Raw genomic sequence first — 16,047 nt, 5'->3', positions numbered from 1 at the left:
TTTGATTTTGAAAAAGGAGAGAAAATGAGATATATCAAATTTGGCGAGCGCCAAAAGGAAGTTTCAGAAGTTGTTTTGGGATTAATGCGCATTTCAGAAATGACGGTTGATCAAGTTGAAGACTTGATTGAGTCTGCTCTGGAGGTTGGAATTAATGCCTTTGATATTGCTGATTGTTATGGTCATGGAAAATGCGAACAGATTTTAGGAGAGGTGTTGAAACGTCGTCCTGACTTGCGTGAGAAGATGTGGATTCAATCAAAATGTGGTATCCGCATGGAAGAATTTACTTATTTTGATTTTTCAAAAGAGCATATTTTAGAAGCTGTGGATGGCATTTTAGAGCGTCTTAATGTTGATTACATTGATTCTTTGTTACTTCATCGTCCAGATGCGCTTATGGAGCCTGCAGAAATTGCGGAAGCTTTTGATTTGTTGAAGTCACAGGGAAAAGTTATCGATTTTGGTGTCTCAAATCAAAATCCGATGATGATGGCATTGATTCAAAAAGATGTTAACCAACCTTTGGTGGCTAATCAATTGCAACTGAGTGCAGCCTTTACCCCTAGTTTTGACGCTGGTTTTCATGTCAATATGAAACAAGAGGCTGGGATTGTTCGCGACAGCAGTATTTTTGAATATTGTCGCTTGCATGATGTGGTGATTCAAGCTTGGTCAGTACTTCAGTTTGATTATTTTGGCGGTGTTTTCTTGGGTTCTGAGAAATACCCTGAGTTAAATCACGTTTTAAACCGTTTGGCTGAAAAATATCATGTCAGCCCGTCAGCGGTTGCTATTGCTTGGGTGTTGCGATATCCAGCAAAAATGCAAGCTGTGATTGGAACAACCAAAAAAGCTCGTGTTGCTGAAGCAGCTAAGGCGGCAGAAATCCAGTTAACGCGAAAAGAATGGTATGAAATCTACTTGGCTGCGGGCAATGATTTGCCATAAAAATGCCTTTAGGGTTTTGAGTAAATTGGGAGAAGTTTATGCGAAAATTTGAAATCAGCCAAAAATTCTGGTCGCTAGCTGGCAAGTTTGACATCTTTGATGAGGATAGTCGTTTGGCTTATCAGGTTCAAGGTTCTTTTCTGAAACTATTTAAGGAATTTACTATTTTTGATGGACAAAGAAAGACTGTCAGTCATATTAAGCAGCAGTTTAGTTTTCCTTTCCAGAAATTTATGGTGACTTTTGCGGATGGTAAGGAAATCACGATTCAAAAACGTTTTTCACTGTTGAAAGCTAAGTATGATATTTCTGATTTTGGTTTAGAAGTAGCTGGGGATATTTGGAATATGACATTTAGCCTTCTTAACCAAGGACGTGAGGTGGCTAAGATTCATCAAGAATGGTTTAAATTTCCTTCAACTTATCGAGTGGAAATTGCTGATGATTCTTTGTCTGACCTTGTCATTTCTTTGGTTATTGCTATTGATTATATCAAGGAAAAAGAGTCAAGTGCAGCTAGTTCAGCATCAAGTTAAAGTTCAATTGTTCTAAATCTTGGATATAGGAAGGAATTCAGCTGATTTCAGCTGAATTTTTTGTTCCAAGACTCAAGATTGTGCTATAATAGGAATGATTGAAATGTAATAGGAGATGACAATGCCTAAGAAGATTCGTGTGCGTTACGCACCAAGTCCAACGGGACTTTTACACATCGGAAATGCGCGAACTGCGCTCTTTAATTACCTTTACGCTCGTCACCATGGTGGTGACTTTATTATCCGTATCGAAGATACTGACCGTAAACGCCATGTCGAAGACGGTGAACGTTCACAATTGGAAAACCTCAAATGGTTGGGAATGGATTGGGACGAAAGCCCAGAAACTCATGACAAATACCGCCAATCAGAACGTTTGGATATTTACCAAAAATACATCGACCAATTGTTGGCAGAAGGTAAAGCTTATAAATCATACGTTACAGAAGAAGAATTAGCTGCTGAACGTGAACGCCAAGAAGTTGCTGGTGAAACACCACGCTACATTAACGAATTTCTTGGTATGTCTGAGGATGAAAAAGCAGCCTACATTGCTGAACGTGAAGCAAAAGGCATCGTTCCAACGGTTCGCTTGGCTGTCAACGAATCAGGTATCTACAAATGGAATGATATCGTTAAAGGCGAGATTGAATTTGAAGGTGGCAACATCGGTGGTGACTGGGTTATCCAGAAAAAAGATGGTTATCCAACTTACAACTTTGCCGTTGTCATTGACGACCACTTAATGGAGATTTCACATGTTATCCGTGGAGATGACCACATTGCCAATACACCAAAACAATTGATGGTTTATGAAGCCCTTGGTTGGGAAGCACCTGAGTTTGGTCACATGACTTTGATTATCAACTCTGAAACAGGTAAAAAACTATCAAAACGTGACACCAACACGCTTCAATTTATCGAAGATTACCGCAAAAAAGGCTATATGCCAGAAGCTGTCTTTAACTTTATTGCTCTTCTTGGTTGGAACCCAGGTGGTGAGGATGAAATCTTCTCACGTGAAGAATTGATTAAACTCTTTGACGAACATCGTTTGAGCAAATCTCCAGCTGCCTTTGACCAAAAGAAAATGGATTGGATGAGCAACGAATACATCAAGAATGCTGATTTTGATACCATTTTTGCGATGGCAAAACCATTCTTGGAAAAAGCTGGTCGTTTGACAGACAAGGCTGAAAAATTAGTGGAACTTTACAAACCACAAATGAAATCTGTGGACGAAATCGTTCCATTGACAGACTTGTTCTTTGAAGATTTCCCAGAATTAACTGATGCTGAAAAAGAATTCATGGCTGGTGAAACTGTACCAACCGTTCTTGAAGCCTTCAAAGCAAAATTAGAAGCGATGAGTGATGAAGATTTCAAATCTGAAAACATCTTCCCACAAATCAAAGCTGTTCAAAAAGAAACAGGCATCAAAGGTAAAAACCTCTTCATGCCAATCCGTATCGCCGTTTCAGGTGAAATGCACGGTCCAGAACTTCCAGATACCATCTACCTTCTTGGTCGTGAAAAATCAATCGAACACATCGATAACATGCTTAAAAGCCTGTCATAATGAGTGACGAGGCAAAATGGGAAGGAGATTGGGGATGGGGCAATATCAGGAGTTATTGGCAGAATACCTTTTGAATAACCCTGATGAGCAGTCTGCTTGTGACAATCTTTTAAGTCAGGTAGCTACTGAAACAGATAGTGAATTGACGAATAGAAAGAACTTTAGAGGGCATTTTACAGCTTCTATATTTGTCGTATCAGAGCAAGATAACAGGGTTTTGATGCTTCACCATAATATTCTAAAGAGATACCTGCAACCAGGAGGTCACATTGAACCTTCTGACCAAAATCCTCTAATGGCTGCCAAAAGAGAGTTGGTTGAAGAAACTCAGATTGATGCGGAAAACTTAGTCTATAAATGTGTAAATCCGCTCAATCCGCTTGTTCCATTCCACATCTCTATTCATAAAATTCCAGAAAATACATTAAAAAATGAAAAAAGTCATTACCACTATGATTGCCAATACCTATTTTTATCGAGCAAGGATACTCAGGTTATCATAGATGAGAAAGAGTCTAGTTCATTTGAGTGGATTGAATGGGATGCTTTTAAACAGATGACAGGCTATCAGAAAATAGCCCAAAAAATTGAGGATTTAAGATTGCAGAGTCATTAAATGACCTAACCTATCACAATTTGTGGTAGGTTATTTTTTATGCCAGAATACTTGCTCTGTATTTCTTGTATAAAAGAAGATGATTTTTGTATATATACCGTATAACACTTATAAAAGATAAAAAACGGGATATTTTTTGAAAAAATATTCAAATTTCTATTGACAATATGATTTTACCTGTGTATAATTATGCACATAAAATTAATAAAGACGAAAACTATAAGAAAAGAGAGAAGTTCTATGGAAAAAGAAAAAGTGATTTTAGCCTACTCAGGCGGTTTGGATACATCAGTTGCGATTACTTGGCTTAAAAAAGATTATGATGTGATTGCGGTTTGTATGGATGTTGGTGAGGGCAAAGACCTTGACTTTATTCATGATAAGGCACTTAAGGTCGGAGCGATTGAGTCTTATGTCCTTGATGTTAAGGATGAGTTTGCTGAGGAGTATGTTCTACCAGCCTTGCAAGCTCATGCTTACTACGAGCAAAAATACCCTTTGGTATCAGCCCTTAGCCGTCCAGTTATTTCTAAAAAATTGGTGGAAATCGCCCACGAAACGGGCGCAACAACTATTGCCCACGGTTGTACAGGTAAGGGAAATGACCAAGTGCGTTTTGAAGTGGCCATTGCTGCGCTGGACCCAAGTCTAAAAGTGATTGCGCCAGTGCGTGAGTGGAAATGGTCACGTGAGGAAGAAATTGAGTACGCTAAAGCAAACGGCGTTCCAGTTCCAGCTGACCTTGACAATCCTTATTCTGTTGACCAAAACCTTTGGGGTCGTGCCAATGAATGCGGTGTTCTTGAAAATCCTTGGAATCAAGCTCCAGAAGACGCCTTTGGCATTACAACGTCACCAGAAGAAGCACCTGACACACCAGAATTTGTGGATATTGAATTTAAAGCAGGAAAACCCGTTGCCCTAAACGGCGAAGCCATGAAATTGACAGACCTTATCCAAGCATTGAACACGATTGCTGGAAAACACGGTGTTGGACGTATTGACCACGTGGAAAACCGTTTGGTTGGTATCAAATCGCGTGAAATCTACGAATGTCCTGGAGCTATCACACTTTTGACTGCCCACAAAGAAATCGAAGATTTGACCTTGGTGCGTGAAGTATCACATTTCAAACCCATTCTTGAAAATGAATTGTCAAATTTGATTTACAATGCCCTTTGGTTTAGCCCAGCAACCCAAGCCATTATTGCCTACATCAAAGAAACGCAAAAAGTGGTAAATGGTATTGCGAAAGTGAAATTATACAAAGGCCACGCCCAAGTGGTGGCACGTCAATCACCAAATTCACTTTACGATGAAAACTTGGCAACTTATACATCAGCCGATAGCTTTGACCAAGACGCAGCCGTAGGTTTCATCAAACTTTGGGGACTACCCACCCAAGTCAATTCACAAGTCAACAACCAATAAGACAAGAAAATTGGTGGGATACTGTTTAGGCTTAGGAGACAACAAGCTTATCCATCAAGCTTCAGATAAAAAGGGACAGGGAGCCCTATCTGAACCTCTTTTCTTATAACTTTCATTCGCAAGTGCCAACAGAGAGTGGCATCGAACTTAAATAAGGCCATCCAGCGAGATGCCTTTAAGCCCAGCACCCCGTGAGGTGAAATAGCTAGAGCAATCTAGCTTTTTTAATAACAATACCAACACGAAATCGTGATTGCTTTTAGGAAAAGGAAACGATTATGAATAAGAATGACAATCATAAATTATGGGGCGGGCGTTTTGAGGCTGGTCTTGAAAAATGGGTTGAGGAATTTGGAGCATCCATTTCTTTTGACCAAAAAATGGCAGAATTTGATTTGAAAGGGTCAATTGCCCATGTGACTATGCTGGGTGAAACAGGTATTATCACTAAAGACGAGGCTGATCAAATCAAGGCAGGTTTGGAAGAACTTTTAGCAGAATACAAGGCAGGCCAGATAACTTTTGACGTGTCAAATGAGGATATCCACATGAATATGGAAAGCCTTTTGACTGCTAAAATTGGTCCTGTGGCGGGTAAATTGCACACGGCACGTTCGCGTAATGACCAAGTGGCAACGGATATGCACCTGTATTTGAAGGCAAAATTGGATGAGGTGATTGGTAAGTTGGCTCATTTGCGGGAAACCTTGGTGGATTTGGCACAAGAGCACGTTTACACCATCATGCCAGGTTATACCCACCTGCAACACGCTCAGCCTATTTCATTTGGGCATCACTTGATGGCTTATTATAATATGTTCACGCGTGACAGCGAACGTTTTGTGTTTAACGTGAAACATACAGACCTCTCTCCTCTTGGTGCGGCAGCCTTGGCGGGAACGACTTTCCCTATTGACCGTAACATGACAGCGGATTTGATGGGATTTGCCAAACCTTATAGCAATTCCTTGGACGCTGTATCTGACCGTGATTTTATCTTGGAATTTTTGGCCAATAGTTCGATGTTGATGATGCACATGAGCCGTATGTGTGAAGAAATCATCAACTGGTGTTCAAATGAATTTCAGTTTATCATCCTATCAGATACGTTTTCAACAGGGTCATCTATTATGCCGCAAAAGAAAAACCCTGATATGGCCGAGTTGATTCGTGGAAAATCAGGGCGTGTTTATGGCAATTTGATTGGGTTATTGACCGTGATGAAATCTTTGCCGCTGGCTTACAATAAAGACTTGCAAGAGGACAAGGAGGGTATGTTTGATACGGTGGAAACCATTACGGTGGCCATTGATATTTTGGCAGGAATGCTCAAAACCATGACGGTTAATAAAGAGCACATGGCTGAGTCAACAGAGAAAGATTTTTCAAATGCAACAGAGTTAGCCGATTATCTAGCTAGCAAGGGTCTACCGTTCCGTCAAGCCCACGAAATCGTCGGCAAGTTAGTCTTGGAATGCACCAAGGCAGGTTGTTATTTGCAAGATGTGCCGCTGGAGCGTTACCAAACTATTTCTGACTTGATTGAGGCGGATATTTACGATACGTTGGCTTCTCACACGGCTGTCAAACGCCGTCATTCGCTTGGTGGTACAGGCTTTGACCAAGTACAGTGGCAAATTGACCAAGCCAAACAATGCTTAGCTCAGCAGAAAGATTAGGTGAAATAAACGTCTAACAGAAGATATTGAGCCCACAACCATTAGAGGTTGGGGCTTTTTGAATTTTTATGGTATAATAGACATAATTTAGAATGGAGTCGTACGTTGAAGAAAACCTATCGTGTTAAAAGTGACAAAGATTTTCAGACTATTTTCAGTCAAGGCACTAGTGTTGCCAACCGAAAATTTGTCGTTTATTATTTCAAAAAAAATCAAAGCCACTATCGGGCAGGGCTTTCTGTAAGCAAAAAACTTGGAAATGCTGTGACACGAAACAGTATCAAGCGAAAAATTCGACACGTCCTTTTGGAATTCTCACCTCATTTGCAGCCTTACGACTTTGTGATTATTGCGCGTAAAGGTGTCGAGGAGCTAGACTACCATGAAGTGAAAAAGAATTTACTCCATGTTTTAAAAATTGCTAATCTATATCAGGAAGGTCTAACTAGTGAAAAGAAACTTTAAATTATTAGGACTTAGCGGTCTTAGTTTATTACTTCTAACGGCTTGTGGTACTGGAGAAGTGACAGCCTCATCAACAAATGGATGGGACCAGATTGTTTATTTCTTTGCCAAAGCCATTCAGTGGCTATCCATTAACGGTCGTATCGGTGTTGGGATTGTGCTCTTCACCATTGTTATCCGAACCCTCATGATGCCGCTTTACAATATTCAAATCAAATCTGGTCAAAAAATGCAAGACTTGCAACCAGAGTTGAGAGAATTGCAAAAGCGTTACCCAGGTCGTGACACAGATAGCCGTATGAAATTGGCTGAGGAAAGCCAAGCTCTTTACAGAAAATACGGTGTCAATCCTTATGCAACCATGATTCCTTTGTTGGTACAATTGCCGATTTTGATGGCCTTGTATCAAGCTTTGACTCGCGTTTCTTTCTTGAAGACAGGGACTTTCTTGTGGATTGAATTGTCACAACCAGACCCTTACTTCATCTTGCCGTTGGCAGCTGCTTTGTTTACTTTCTTGTCATCTTGGTTGACCAATAAGGCTGCGCGTGAGCAAAACATGGCCATGACTGTGATGACTTATGTCATGCCTGTCTTGATTTTCTTTATGAGTTTCCGATTGGCTTCAGGGGTTGTGCTTTACTGGTCTGTATCCTATGCTTTCCAAGTTTTCCAAATCCTTTTGTTAAATAACCCATTTAAAATTATTGCAAAACGTTTGGAAGAAGAGCAAGCAGAAAGAGAACGTGCTGCTAGAATTCGCCGAGCTAAAAAGAAAGCTCAAAGAAGAAAAAGGTAGGAGAGGAAAGTATGGTATTATTCACAGGTCGAACTGTTGAAGAAGCAATCGAAAAAGGGCTAAACGAGATGCAACTAACCCGCTTGAAAGCTCATATTAAAGTCGTTTCTCGTGAAAAACATGGTTTTTTAGGATTTGGTAAAAAACCAGCTCAAGTTGATATTGAAGGCATTAATGAAGTAACGGCTCATAGGGCAGACCAAAAGGCTGTCAGAGGCGTTCCTGATACCATCAATCAACAAAACACCCCCGTTTCTTCTCAACTTGAGGACACACTGGAATTGCGCAAAATTTCAGGAATCATCAAGCAAATGGAAGAACGTGGCGAAAAGATTGATGATGAAGTTAAGGAAAACATCGTCAAACACAAAAAATCGACCCAAAGAATTCTTGAAGAAGCTGGTCATACAGCGGTTTTAGAGGCCTTGGAAAAGGCTGATACTCCAGAAAATACAGCTGACACCCAAGAAGTTTCAGCAAGCCCCGAAATTACTGTTTCTGAACCAACTCCAGAAACACCAAAAGAAGAGCCTGTTTCATCGACTGACAACCGTGCTGAATTGAGCAATGATATCGAAAAAGCGGCTGAAGAAGTAGCTGCCTATGTCGAAAAAATCATTTATGAAATGGATATCGAAGCAACGCTTGAAACCAGCCACAACCGCCGCCAAATCAATTTGCAAATTGAAACACCAGAGGCAGGACGTGTAATTGGCTATCACGGTAAAGTCTTGAAATCATTGCAATTGTTGTCACAAAACTTCTTGCATGACCGTTATTCAAAGAATTTTTCAGTGATTTTAAATGTGCATGATTACATGGAACACCGCACGGAAACCTTGATTGAATTTACCCGAAAAGCAGCTAATCGCGTGCTTGAAACAGGTAAAGATTATGTCATGGATCCCATGAGCAATAGTGAGCGAAAAATCGTCCACAAAACTATCACCAGCATTGAAGGCGTGGATAGTTATTCAGAAGGTAATGACCCAGATCGCTACGTGGTTGTGACAGCTGTTTAATAAATTTACAGAGCCGTTAAGGCTCTTTTTTTTGTCGGTTAGTTGCTATTTTTCACCGCTTACCGTAAGATGGCTATTTTGTTGGGACTTTTTTGCTATAATAGCTGTAAAAGGGGGGAAGGTTATGTTGATTAGAACGAAGAAGCTTACGAAAACATTTGGAGACCAATTGGTGATTGATCATTTGGATTTGGAAGTTGAAGAGGGAATGTTAATAGCCTATATTGGCACAAATGGTGCTGGTAAATCTACGACAATGCGGATGTTGACGGGTCTTTTGGCACCGACCTCTGGTGAAATTGAATTAGCGCCAGATTTAAAAATCGGAATGGTCTTTCAAGAGAGTGTCTTGGATGCGGAATTAACTGTTTTGGATAATTTGAGAAGTCGTTTGGCGCTTTACCGTAACCGTGATAAGGATTGGATGGATAAACTGATTCGTTTGACGAGGATCGATGCTTTTCTTAATCAGACATATGGTACTTTGTCAGGTGGGCAACGACGTCGCGTTGATATTGTTCGTGCACTTTTAAATAAGCCTAATTTGCTTTTCTTGGATGAGCCGACAACCGGGCTTGATATACAGACACGAGAAGCTATTTGGCAATTATTACGCCAGTTGCAAGCGGAAGAAAAATTAACAATCTTTTTGACAACGCATTACCTTGAAGAAGCTGAAAATGCGGATATGGCTTATATCATTGACCATGGCAAGGTTTTGGCAAAAGGGTCAGCCAAGGAATTGAAAGAAACTTATACACAGCCCCATTTATTAATCAAAACACAACAAGTGAAAGCTTTTCAGGATACCGATTATTATCTACAAGCGGATGATTGTTTGAAAATTGAGGTTAACAGTGTATCAGAAGCTCTAACGATTTTGTCGGACAAGCGAGCCGTGATTGAGGATTTTGATTACAAAAAGGCTAATATTAACGATGTCTTTTTAAGCATTACGGGAAGGGATATGGCGTAAATGGTTGCGATGACAAAACGAAATTTGAAACTTTATTTTTCCAATAAAATGAGTGTTTTTTCTCGATGTTGGGAGCTTTGATTGCTTTTGGTTTATACATTATTTTCTTGCAAAAAAATATGCAGGATTCTTGGTCTGGAACCTCACATTTGGAAGAAGTTTTAGATAATTGGGTGATTGGTGGTACCTTGGCGATAACGAGCATTACGACAACTTGGACAGGAATTGTTCGCTTAGTTCATGACCGAGAAAATCACAAGCTAGAAGATTTTTTATTGACTGATATGTCACGTTTTAAAGTCTATCTGGGTTATTTAATGTCAGCGAGTATCATTGGTTTTACCATGCAAGCATTTATGTTTATCGTGATGAAACTCTATTTTCATTGGCAAGATAAGATTAGCCTTTCTGCCTCACATTTACCACAAATACTTGGTATAATGGTTTTAGGGTCATTACTCGGAGCAAGTCTTGCTTTGTTGATTTTACAATTTGTCAAATCGATAGAATCTAGTGAGGCTTTATCAACTATTGTTGGGACAGTTTCAGGGTTTCTCGTGGGCGTTTATATGCCACTTGGAGTACTACCGAATATTGCACAAATTGTGGTTAAAATAACGCCAGCAGCCTACGTCGCTGCGGCTTATCGTCAGGTATTGATTAACCAAGACTATCTTGGAAAATCAGAAAAAGCGTACTTAGGCATTGGGTTAAAATTAAAAGAATTAACGACGGTCAATCAAGAATTGCTAATCATCAGTGGTGTGCTGGTTATTAACCTTAGCGTTCTAGCAATGATGTTAATCGTCAAAGAAAAACGTCCAGTGATTAGTGGATAAGTAGAAAATGAGGGGGGAGAGTTGTGCACTATCAATTCGAGGAAAATAAGCAGTTACCAAAAGATGTTATTGAAGTCTTAGTTAAAAGCTGTCAGTTTGACAATTCCGTACAAAAAGTTCTGGATTATCTTGCCCAATTTGAGCAAACAGATCCGGCAGTTTTGCCGATAAAAACGGTAGATTGTATTGAAATGTTGCATGTGGCAGATTTGATTCTCGTTGATGTTGATGGCTCTACCCTTATTTTGGAAACGACGCAGGGACGATTGCTGACTAACGACCGATTGTATAAATTTCGCAATCGCTTAGCAAATCCAGATTTTGTACAGGTTTCTAAGCATGCTTTGATTAATATCAATCATTTGAAAGCACTTGAGAATAGCTTTTCAGGCAATATGTTAGCGATATTGACAGGAAAAATCAAAGCAGATGTTAGTCGGCGTTATTTGTCAGAGTTGGAAAACTTGGGATTGTGAGGTGACATTGATGAAATGTTTAACGACTGGGGTATTGATGGAAATACTAAAGTCATTACTGATGAGGAAGGTGGTTTATTTTATTCTTTAACTGATAACTATGCTATCCTAAAGACATATGCTACTGACAGTGGTGAATAAATATTTAGTCAACACTTCTCATTGAGGTGAGTTATTTAATTTCAGACCTCTTCAAACGCCTTGAAAAGCTGCATTGGGGATTTGATTTGTTAAAAAAGAGCGGTAAGTGTCTAGAGTTTTGAGAATTAATAAAATAAATCTATAAGTCAAGAGAGCAATGAAAATTGTTCTCTTTTTCTGTACTAAAAAGAAAGGATACAAACATGACTTCTAATGAACTACATTCGCGTGAAATACTCATTGAATTTTTGATGTTTGAGTTAAAAATTTCACGTAAAGAAAGTCAAAGTCAACTTGCTGAATTAGAAAAATTTGGTCTTATTGAAATAAAACCAAATGGTCAGCTTTATTTTAAAATGGTATAGATTTATGGTTTTTAATGCAATAACTGTAGAACAGTATGAAACGTCTGAACGATATTTTAAACTTCCAAAACTTTTATTTGAAAGTCCTCGTTATGAAGATATGCGATTAGATTCAAAAGTATCTTATTCAATCTTAAAAGATAGACTAAGCCTTTCCCTAAGAAATAATTGGGTTGATGAAGAGGGACGAATTTATCTAGTTTATTCAAATACAAGTTTGATGAAAATTCTTAAAGTATCAAAGTCAACTTTGTTAAGGATAAAAAAACAATTAGCTGAATACGATTTAATTAAGGAAGTTCAACAGTCAACTAGTAGTAAAGGAAACCTTGCTAATCGTATTTATCTTGGAAACTTGATTGTTGATGATTTTGACGCTAACGATGATGAATTACCCGGGGTGTCAAATTTAGACCAGGGGGGTGTCAAAATAATACGGGGGTGGTGTCAAATTCAGCCCCTAATGAGACTGAATATAACGAGACTAATTATAGTGATCATATTAGTTCTAGAAAGACTGAGAAAAATTCTAATGAATTTTCACAGTCAACTGAAACTAATCAGTCATTATCACAAAATCAATCAACTCCATTCGTTGAACCAAAGTATTATTCTCTCTTGCAAATAATTGCTGATAAATACAATGACCAGATGTTTGGTTTCCCAGATGTCCTAACAATGACTCATAACCAGAAAATGAAAATCGGACAATATTTAGCAAGTGGCTATGTAACAAGTGCTGAAGTATTAAACATGATTGAACGTATTCCAAAGGATAGTGCATCACCATTAGCCTATTTGCTGAAATCACTAGAAAACTTAAAACAAGAACGACTGTATGAGCAAAAAGAAATTGCACATCGAAATGCAAAGGCTTATCATGAACTGCGTTTGCAAGGAGGAAACTATGTTTAGCATTGTGTTTGTTATTATTAGCTTTATTGTTCTTGCGGGCATTACCTTACTAACAATTGAAATTCACAATGCCCCACTTATGGCTGATGATGAGATGACTATATTACCGTCAAAGGATAAACAGTGATACTACAAGGAGAACTCAAAATGTCAGTCTTGACCTAAGCAGGTCTTAAAACTGCTTGTGCCCTTTGACAATTAAACACCAACACCGATCTGATCAGCAAGCCTATGGAATAACAATGAATAAGGAAGACGGTGTAACAGCCTTTTAAAAGGGAAGGCACGTCCTGGCTTAACTCCTGTTTAGGAGTTGTGAGTATTACTCATGCGTTTAAATTTGCGGATAGAATTTATTTCTACATAAGCAGCAGAAAGGAGTTTGCTATACCAAACTTACAAAAAGTATTTGATAGACCAGAAATGACTCTATCAGACTTACGTCTTCTTGGACAACAAGGTGAAGCTATTCTTTACCTTGTTGACGGAAGGCAAGCCATTGTCAGACCAAAGTTTGCAGTAGTGCAAGAAAAACGAATGGTTAATGGCAATTGGCAAGTTGTTAGTGAAGAGATTCTCCGTTTTCACGAGATCTACTCAGCAATTCTAACCGTCAAGCGAAAACACTTTATCATTGCTGAGAGAATTAATCGAAACGGAGATAATCTTCTTGTGTTAACAGGAGTTGGCTATCATCGCCAACGAAATGAATAAAGGAGGAAACCAATGAAAAAGATTAAAGCAGTCGCTTTATTTTCAACAGCTATTTTAGCAACGGCTTCAACAGGAGTTTAGCAAATGGATATTAAATCAGATGTATTAGCAATTATTGATGATCTTTTTATGGAAGACGTTTCAGACATGATGGATGAAGATTTGTTTGACGCAGGCGTCCTTGATAGTATGGGAACTGTCGAATTGATTGTTGAATTGGAAAGTCATTTTGATATTGATATTCCAATTTCAGAATTTGGACGTGATGATTGGAATACCGCTAATAAAATCATTGCTGGAATTGAGGAACTTCGCAATGCTTAAACGCCTTTGGCAAATTCTAGGACCAGTTATTTGTGCCTTTTTGCTAGTTGTCATTAGTCTGGGTAGTGTCTCGCTTTCGAATAAATCGCACTCCCTAAAAGTAGAAAAGAAAGACGCTGTTTCCTTAAGTAAAACAGGTTTTAAAAGCAAATATAAAAAGGTTCGTGCTTTAACGGATCCAAATCATCGTTTCGTTCCTTTTTTTGGTTCAAGTGAGTGGCTGCGCTTTGATAAAATGCACCCTTCTGTCATTGCAGAAACTTACAATCGTTCTTATACACCATATTTGCTTGGCCAAAGAGGATCTGCCTCATTGACACACTTTTATGGCATCCAACAAATCAATAATGAGTTGAAAAATAAACAAGCCGTTTATTTCATTTCTCCTCAGTGGTTTACGGCTAAGGGTGCCAATGCTGACGCGTTTCAATCTTATTTTAGCAGTGGACAAGCCATTGATTTCTTGCAAAGCCAAACAGGAACAGCTTATGATCGTTATGCTGCTAAACGTTTCTTGAAACTTTATCCAGAGTCTTCATTCAAAGACATGATGGAAAAAGTAGCTGAAGGCAAAAAATTATCAGCAGCTGATAAGAGAAAACTCAGAACTCAAAGTGTTGTTTATCAAAAAGAAGATGCTTTCTTCAGTCGCGTTTCTGTGATTGATCATTACGATAGCAAAGTAGTTACTCAAGCTAAAAAACTCCCAAATGCTTTTTCATATCAGAAACTAGGAAAACTAGCAACAGCTGATGGTAAAAAAGCAAGTAGTGGTAATACCTTTGGAATCGACAACGGTTTTTATGATATTCGTATCAAACCGATATTGAAAGATTTAAAAAATTCTCAACGTAAATTTAACTACTTAAAATCACCGGAGTACAACGATCTACAATTGGTATTGAACCAATTTGCTCAAAATGATACCAATGTTCTTTTTGTTATCCCACCTGTTAATAGCAAATGGTCAGATTATACAGGGCTTAACGAAGACATGTACCAAAAAGCAGTTGAAAAAATCAAATACCAGTTGCAAAGTCAAGGATTTAAAAATATTGCTGATTTCTCAAGAGATGGTGATAAGGCTTACTTCATGGAAGATACTATCCACATGGGCTGGAATGGCTGGGTAGCTATGGATAAGGCTGTTAACCCGTTCTTGACTGAAAAGCAAAGTAAACCAAACTACCAAATCAACAAACAATTTCTAAGTAAAAAATGGGCAAATTACACCAAAGAGCCTGATTCATTCTATTAAAAATTCAACATGGAAAAACTCAACCCGATAGGGTTGAGTTTTTTGTTTTATTTGCTATGACACTTTTTCAATCAAATCAATCAGTTTTTCAGTTTCATCTGATAAAACAGCATGTTTTGAATGGGCATAGCTGACGTAAAATGTGATGCTATCCTCTTTTGATAATGGGATTTTGATCAGTTGATCAGAATCACTAGCAAGAGCAATATCAGATAAAAGTGAAATTCCCATGTTTTCAGCAACCATTTGCTTGATTACTGACACATCATCGATTTTGAATAAGACGGATGCTTGGTCGTGATAGCGATGATTTAACTGGTTGAAAGCTGTTAAGTGGATGTTGTGTTCATCTAGCAGAATGAATTTTTCAAAGAGAATATCTTGGAATGATAATTCTTTTTGTTTAGCTAGTGGATGATTTTTAGAAAGGACAACGTAAAAATCTTTTTTGAAGAGTTGTCGGATGACCAATTGGTCATTTTTTAAGGGAGCTAGTGAGCCAAGCAGACTAAAATCAATTTGTCCATCGAGCAATTTCATCATGAGGCTATTTGAACCGCCACGAATGGCTTTTACCTGTGAAAAAGGTTCCAAGTTTTCATTTTGTTCCAGCAATTCAGTCAAAATATAATTACAGATAATGGGCGGGAAACCAACGGTCGTCATAGGATTGAGTGATTGGTGAACCTCATTAACTGCTGTTTTGATTTGTAGTAAGACATCCTCCACGTGACTTTGGAAAATATCACCTTGTAAGGTTAATTCGGCAGTACGGTGCGAAGGATCTTTAATGACTAAGTCACAGTCCAACTCTTTTTCTAAACGTTTGATAGCGTAAGAAATTGTCGGTTGGCTGACCTTGAAATGCTGCGCTGTTCCAGTATAGGATTTTGATTTGGCTAACTGGTAAAAATACTCTAAATCACGTAAGTTCATGCCTACCTCCTTGACTTATTTTATC

General features: G+C 38.6%; 19 protein-coding genes and 2 pseudogenes. 20 read left to right on the top strand and 1 reads right to left on the bottom strand.

What is annotated here, in order from left to right:
* Positions 1-24: 24 nt before the first annotated feature.
* From ACFORE_RS02990 to dltD, 20 genes and pseudogenes are all read left to right on the top strand, one after another.
* Entirely contained in the window at positions 25-951 is a 927-nt protein-coding gene (locus tag ACFORE_RS02990; protein ID WP_204984651.1) for an aldo/keto reductase, read from the top strand.
* A 38-nt stretch (positions 952-989) separates the two neighbouring features.
* A complete protein-coding gene (locus ACFORE_RS02985; RefSeq protein WP_168261161.1) occupies positions 990-1,487 on the top strand; it encodes an LURP-one-related/scramblase family protein in 498 nt (165 codons plus the stop codon).
* A gap of 121 nt (positions 1,488-1,608) precedes the next feature.
* Entirely contained in the window at positions 1,609-3,066 is a 1,458-nt protein-coding gene (gene gltX / locus ACFORE_RS02980) for a glutamate--tRNA ligase (RefSeq protein WP_168261160.1), read from the top strand.
* A gap of 34 nt (positions 3,067-3,100) precedes the next feature.
* On the top strand, positions 3,101-3,682 hold the full coding sequence (locus ACFORE_RS02975; protein ID WP_154455298.1) for an NUDIX hydrolase: 582 nt from the start codon (positions 3,101-3,103) through the stop codon (positions 3,680-3,682).
* Positions 3,683-3,922: 240 nt separating this feature from the next.
* Positions 3,923-5,113 (top strand): argininosuccinate synthase, encoded by a 1,191-nt coding sequence (locus tag ACFORE_RS02970; RefSeq protein ID WP_154455287.1) that lies wholly within the window; start codon positions 3,923-3,925, stop codon positions 5,111-5,113.
* Between the two features lie 278 nt (positions 5,114-5,391).
* Positions 5,392-6,792 (top strand): argininosuccinate lyase, encoded by a 1,401-nt coding sequence (argH, locus tag ACFORE_RS02965; RefSeq protein ID WP_154455286.1) that lies wholly within the window; start codon positions 5,392-5,394, stop codon positions 6,790-6,792.
* Positions 6,793-6,897: 105 nt separating this feature from the next.
* A complete protein-coding gene (gene rnpA / locus ACFORE_RS02960; protein ID WP_154455285.1) occupies positions 6,898-7,257 on the top strand; it encodes a ribonuclease P protein component in 360 nt (119 codons plus the stop codon).
* On the top strand, positions 7,241-8,056 hold the full coding sequence (locus ACFORE_RS02955; RefSeq protein WP_167829311.1) for a YidC/Oxa1 family membrane protein insertase: 816 nt from the start codon (positions 7,241-7,243) through the stop codon (positions 8,054-8,056). The genes rnpA and ACFORE_RS02955 overlap by 17 nt, the downstream gene beginning before the upstream one ends.
* 11 nt (positions 8,057-8,067) lie before the next feature.
* Complete coding sequence (gene jag, locus ACFORE_RS02950) at positions 8,068-9,078, top strand: RNA-binding cell elongation regulator Jag/EloR (protein WP_154455284.1); 1,011 nt, start codon at positions 8,068-8,070, stop codon at positions 9,076-9,078.
* Between the two features lie 124 nt (positions 9,079-9,202).
* Positions 9,203-10,054, top strand: a complete 852-nt coding sequence (locus ACFORE_RS02945) for an ABC transporter ATP-binding protein (RefSeq protein ID WP_168261158.1) — start codon at positions 9,203-9,205, stop codon at positions 10,052-10,054.
* Positions 10,055-10,893: pseudogene (locus ACFORE_RS02940) on the top strand (ABC transporter permease). It abuts the gene before it with no gap.
* Between the two features lie 23 nt (positions 10,894-10,916).
* Complete coding sequence (locus tag ACFORE_RS02935; RefSeq protein ID WP_235281074.1) at positions 10,917-11,369, top strand: LytTR family DNA-binding domain-containing protein; 453 nt, start codon at positions 10,917-10,919, stop codon at positions 11,367-11,369.
* Between the two features lie 15 nt (positions 11,370-11,384).
* A complete protein-coding gene (locus tag ACFORE_RS02930) occupies positions 11,385-11,510 on the top strand; it encodes a hypothetical protein (RefSeq protein WP_268828022.1) in 126 nt (41 codons plus the stop codon).
* Positions 11,511-11,713: 203 nt separating this feature from the next.
* Positions 11,714-11,875, top strand: coding sequence for a hypothetical protein (locus ACFORE_RS02925; protein ID WP_006531779.1), 162 nt, complete (start codon positions 11,714-11,716; stop codon positions 11,873-11,875).
* Positions 11,847-12,089 (top strand): annotated as a pseudogene (locus ACFORE_RS02920) (replication initiator protein A); the annotation flags it as partial. The gene ACFORE_RS02925 and the pseudogene ACFORE_RS02920, both read left to right, overlap by 29 nt.
* 230 nt (positions 12,090-12,319) lie before the next feature.
* The gene (locus tag ACFORE_RS02915) at positions 12,320-12,790 is read left to right on the top strand and encodes a hypothetical protein (protein ID WP_293693976.1); all 471 of its coding nucleotides are present in this window, start codon (positions 12,320-12,322) and stop codon (positions 12,788-12,790) included.
* Positions 12,783-12,917, top strand: coding sequence for a hypothetical protein (locus ACFORE_RS02910; RefSeq protein WP_268828079.1), 135 nt, complete (start codon positions 12,783-12,785; stop codon positions 12,915-12,917). Before ACFORE_RS02915 ends, ACFORE_RS02910 begins: the two co-directional genes overlap by 8 nt.
* A 260-nt stretch (positions 12,918-13,177) precedes the next feature.
* Positions 13,178-13,504: a hypothetical protein gene (locus tag ACFORE_RS02905; protein ID WP_014295381.1), complete on the top strand. Its 327-nt coding sequence runs from the start codon at positions 13,178-13,180 to the stop codon at positions 13,502-13,504.
* An 84-nt stretch (positions 13,505-13,588) separates the two neighbouring features.
* The gene (gene dltC / locus ACFORE_RS02900) at positions 13,589-13,828 is read left to right on the top strand and encodes a D-alanine--poly(phosphoribitol) ligase subunit DltC (RefSeq protein WP_015695707.1); all 240 of its coding nucleotides are present in this window, start codon (positions 13,589-13,591) and stop codon (positions 13,826-13,828) included.
* Entirely contained in the window at positions 13,821-15,086 is a 1,266-nt protein-coding gene (gene dltD / locus ACFORE_RS02895; protein WP_380434959.1) for a D-alanyl-lipoteichoic acid biosynthesis protein DltD, read from the top strand. The genes dltC and dltD overlap by 8 nt, the downstream gene beginning before the upstream one ends.
* Positions 15,087-15,140: 54 nt before the next feature.
* Here dltD and ACFORE_RS02890 read toward each other — a convergent pair whose 3' ends face one another.
* The gene (locus ACFORE_RS02890) at positions 15,141-16,022 is read right to left on the bottom strand and encodes a LysR family transcriptional regulator (RefSeq protein WP_235281078.1); all 882 of its coding nucleotides are present in this window, start codon (positions 16,020-16,022) and stop codon (positions 15,141-15,143) included.
* Between the last annotated feature and the right edge of the window lie 25 nt (positions 16,023-16,047).

Source organism: Streptococcus alactolyticus, from assembly GCF_042649785.1.
GTDB classification, from domain to species: domain Bacteria; phylum Bacillota; class Bacilli; order Lactobacillales; family Streptococcaceae; genus Streptococcus; species Streptococcus alactolyticus.
The sequence above is the reverse complement of the archived record's forward strand: the minus strand, read 5'-3'. Positions and strand labels throughout refer to the sequence as shown.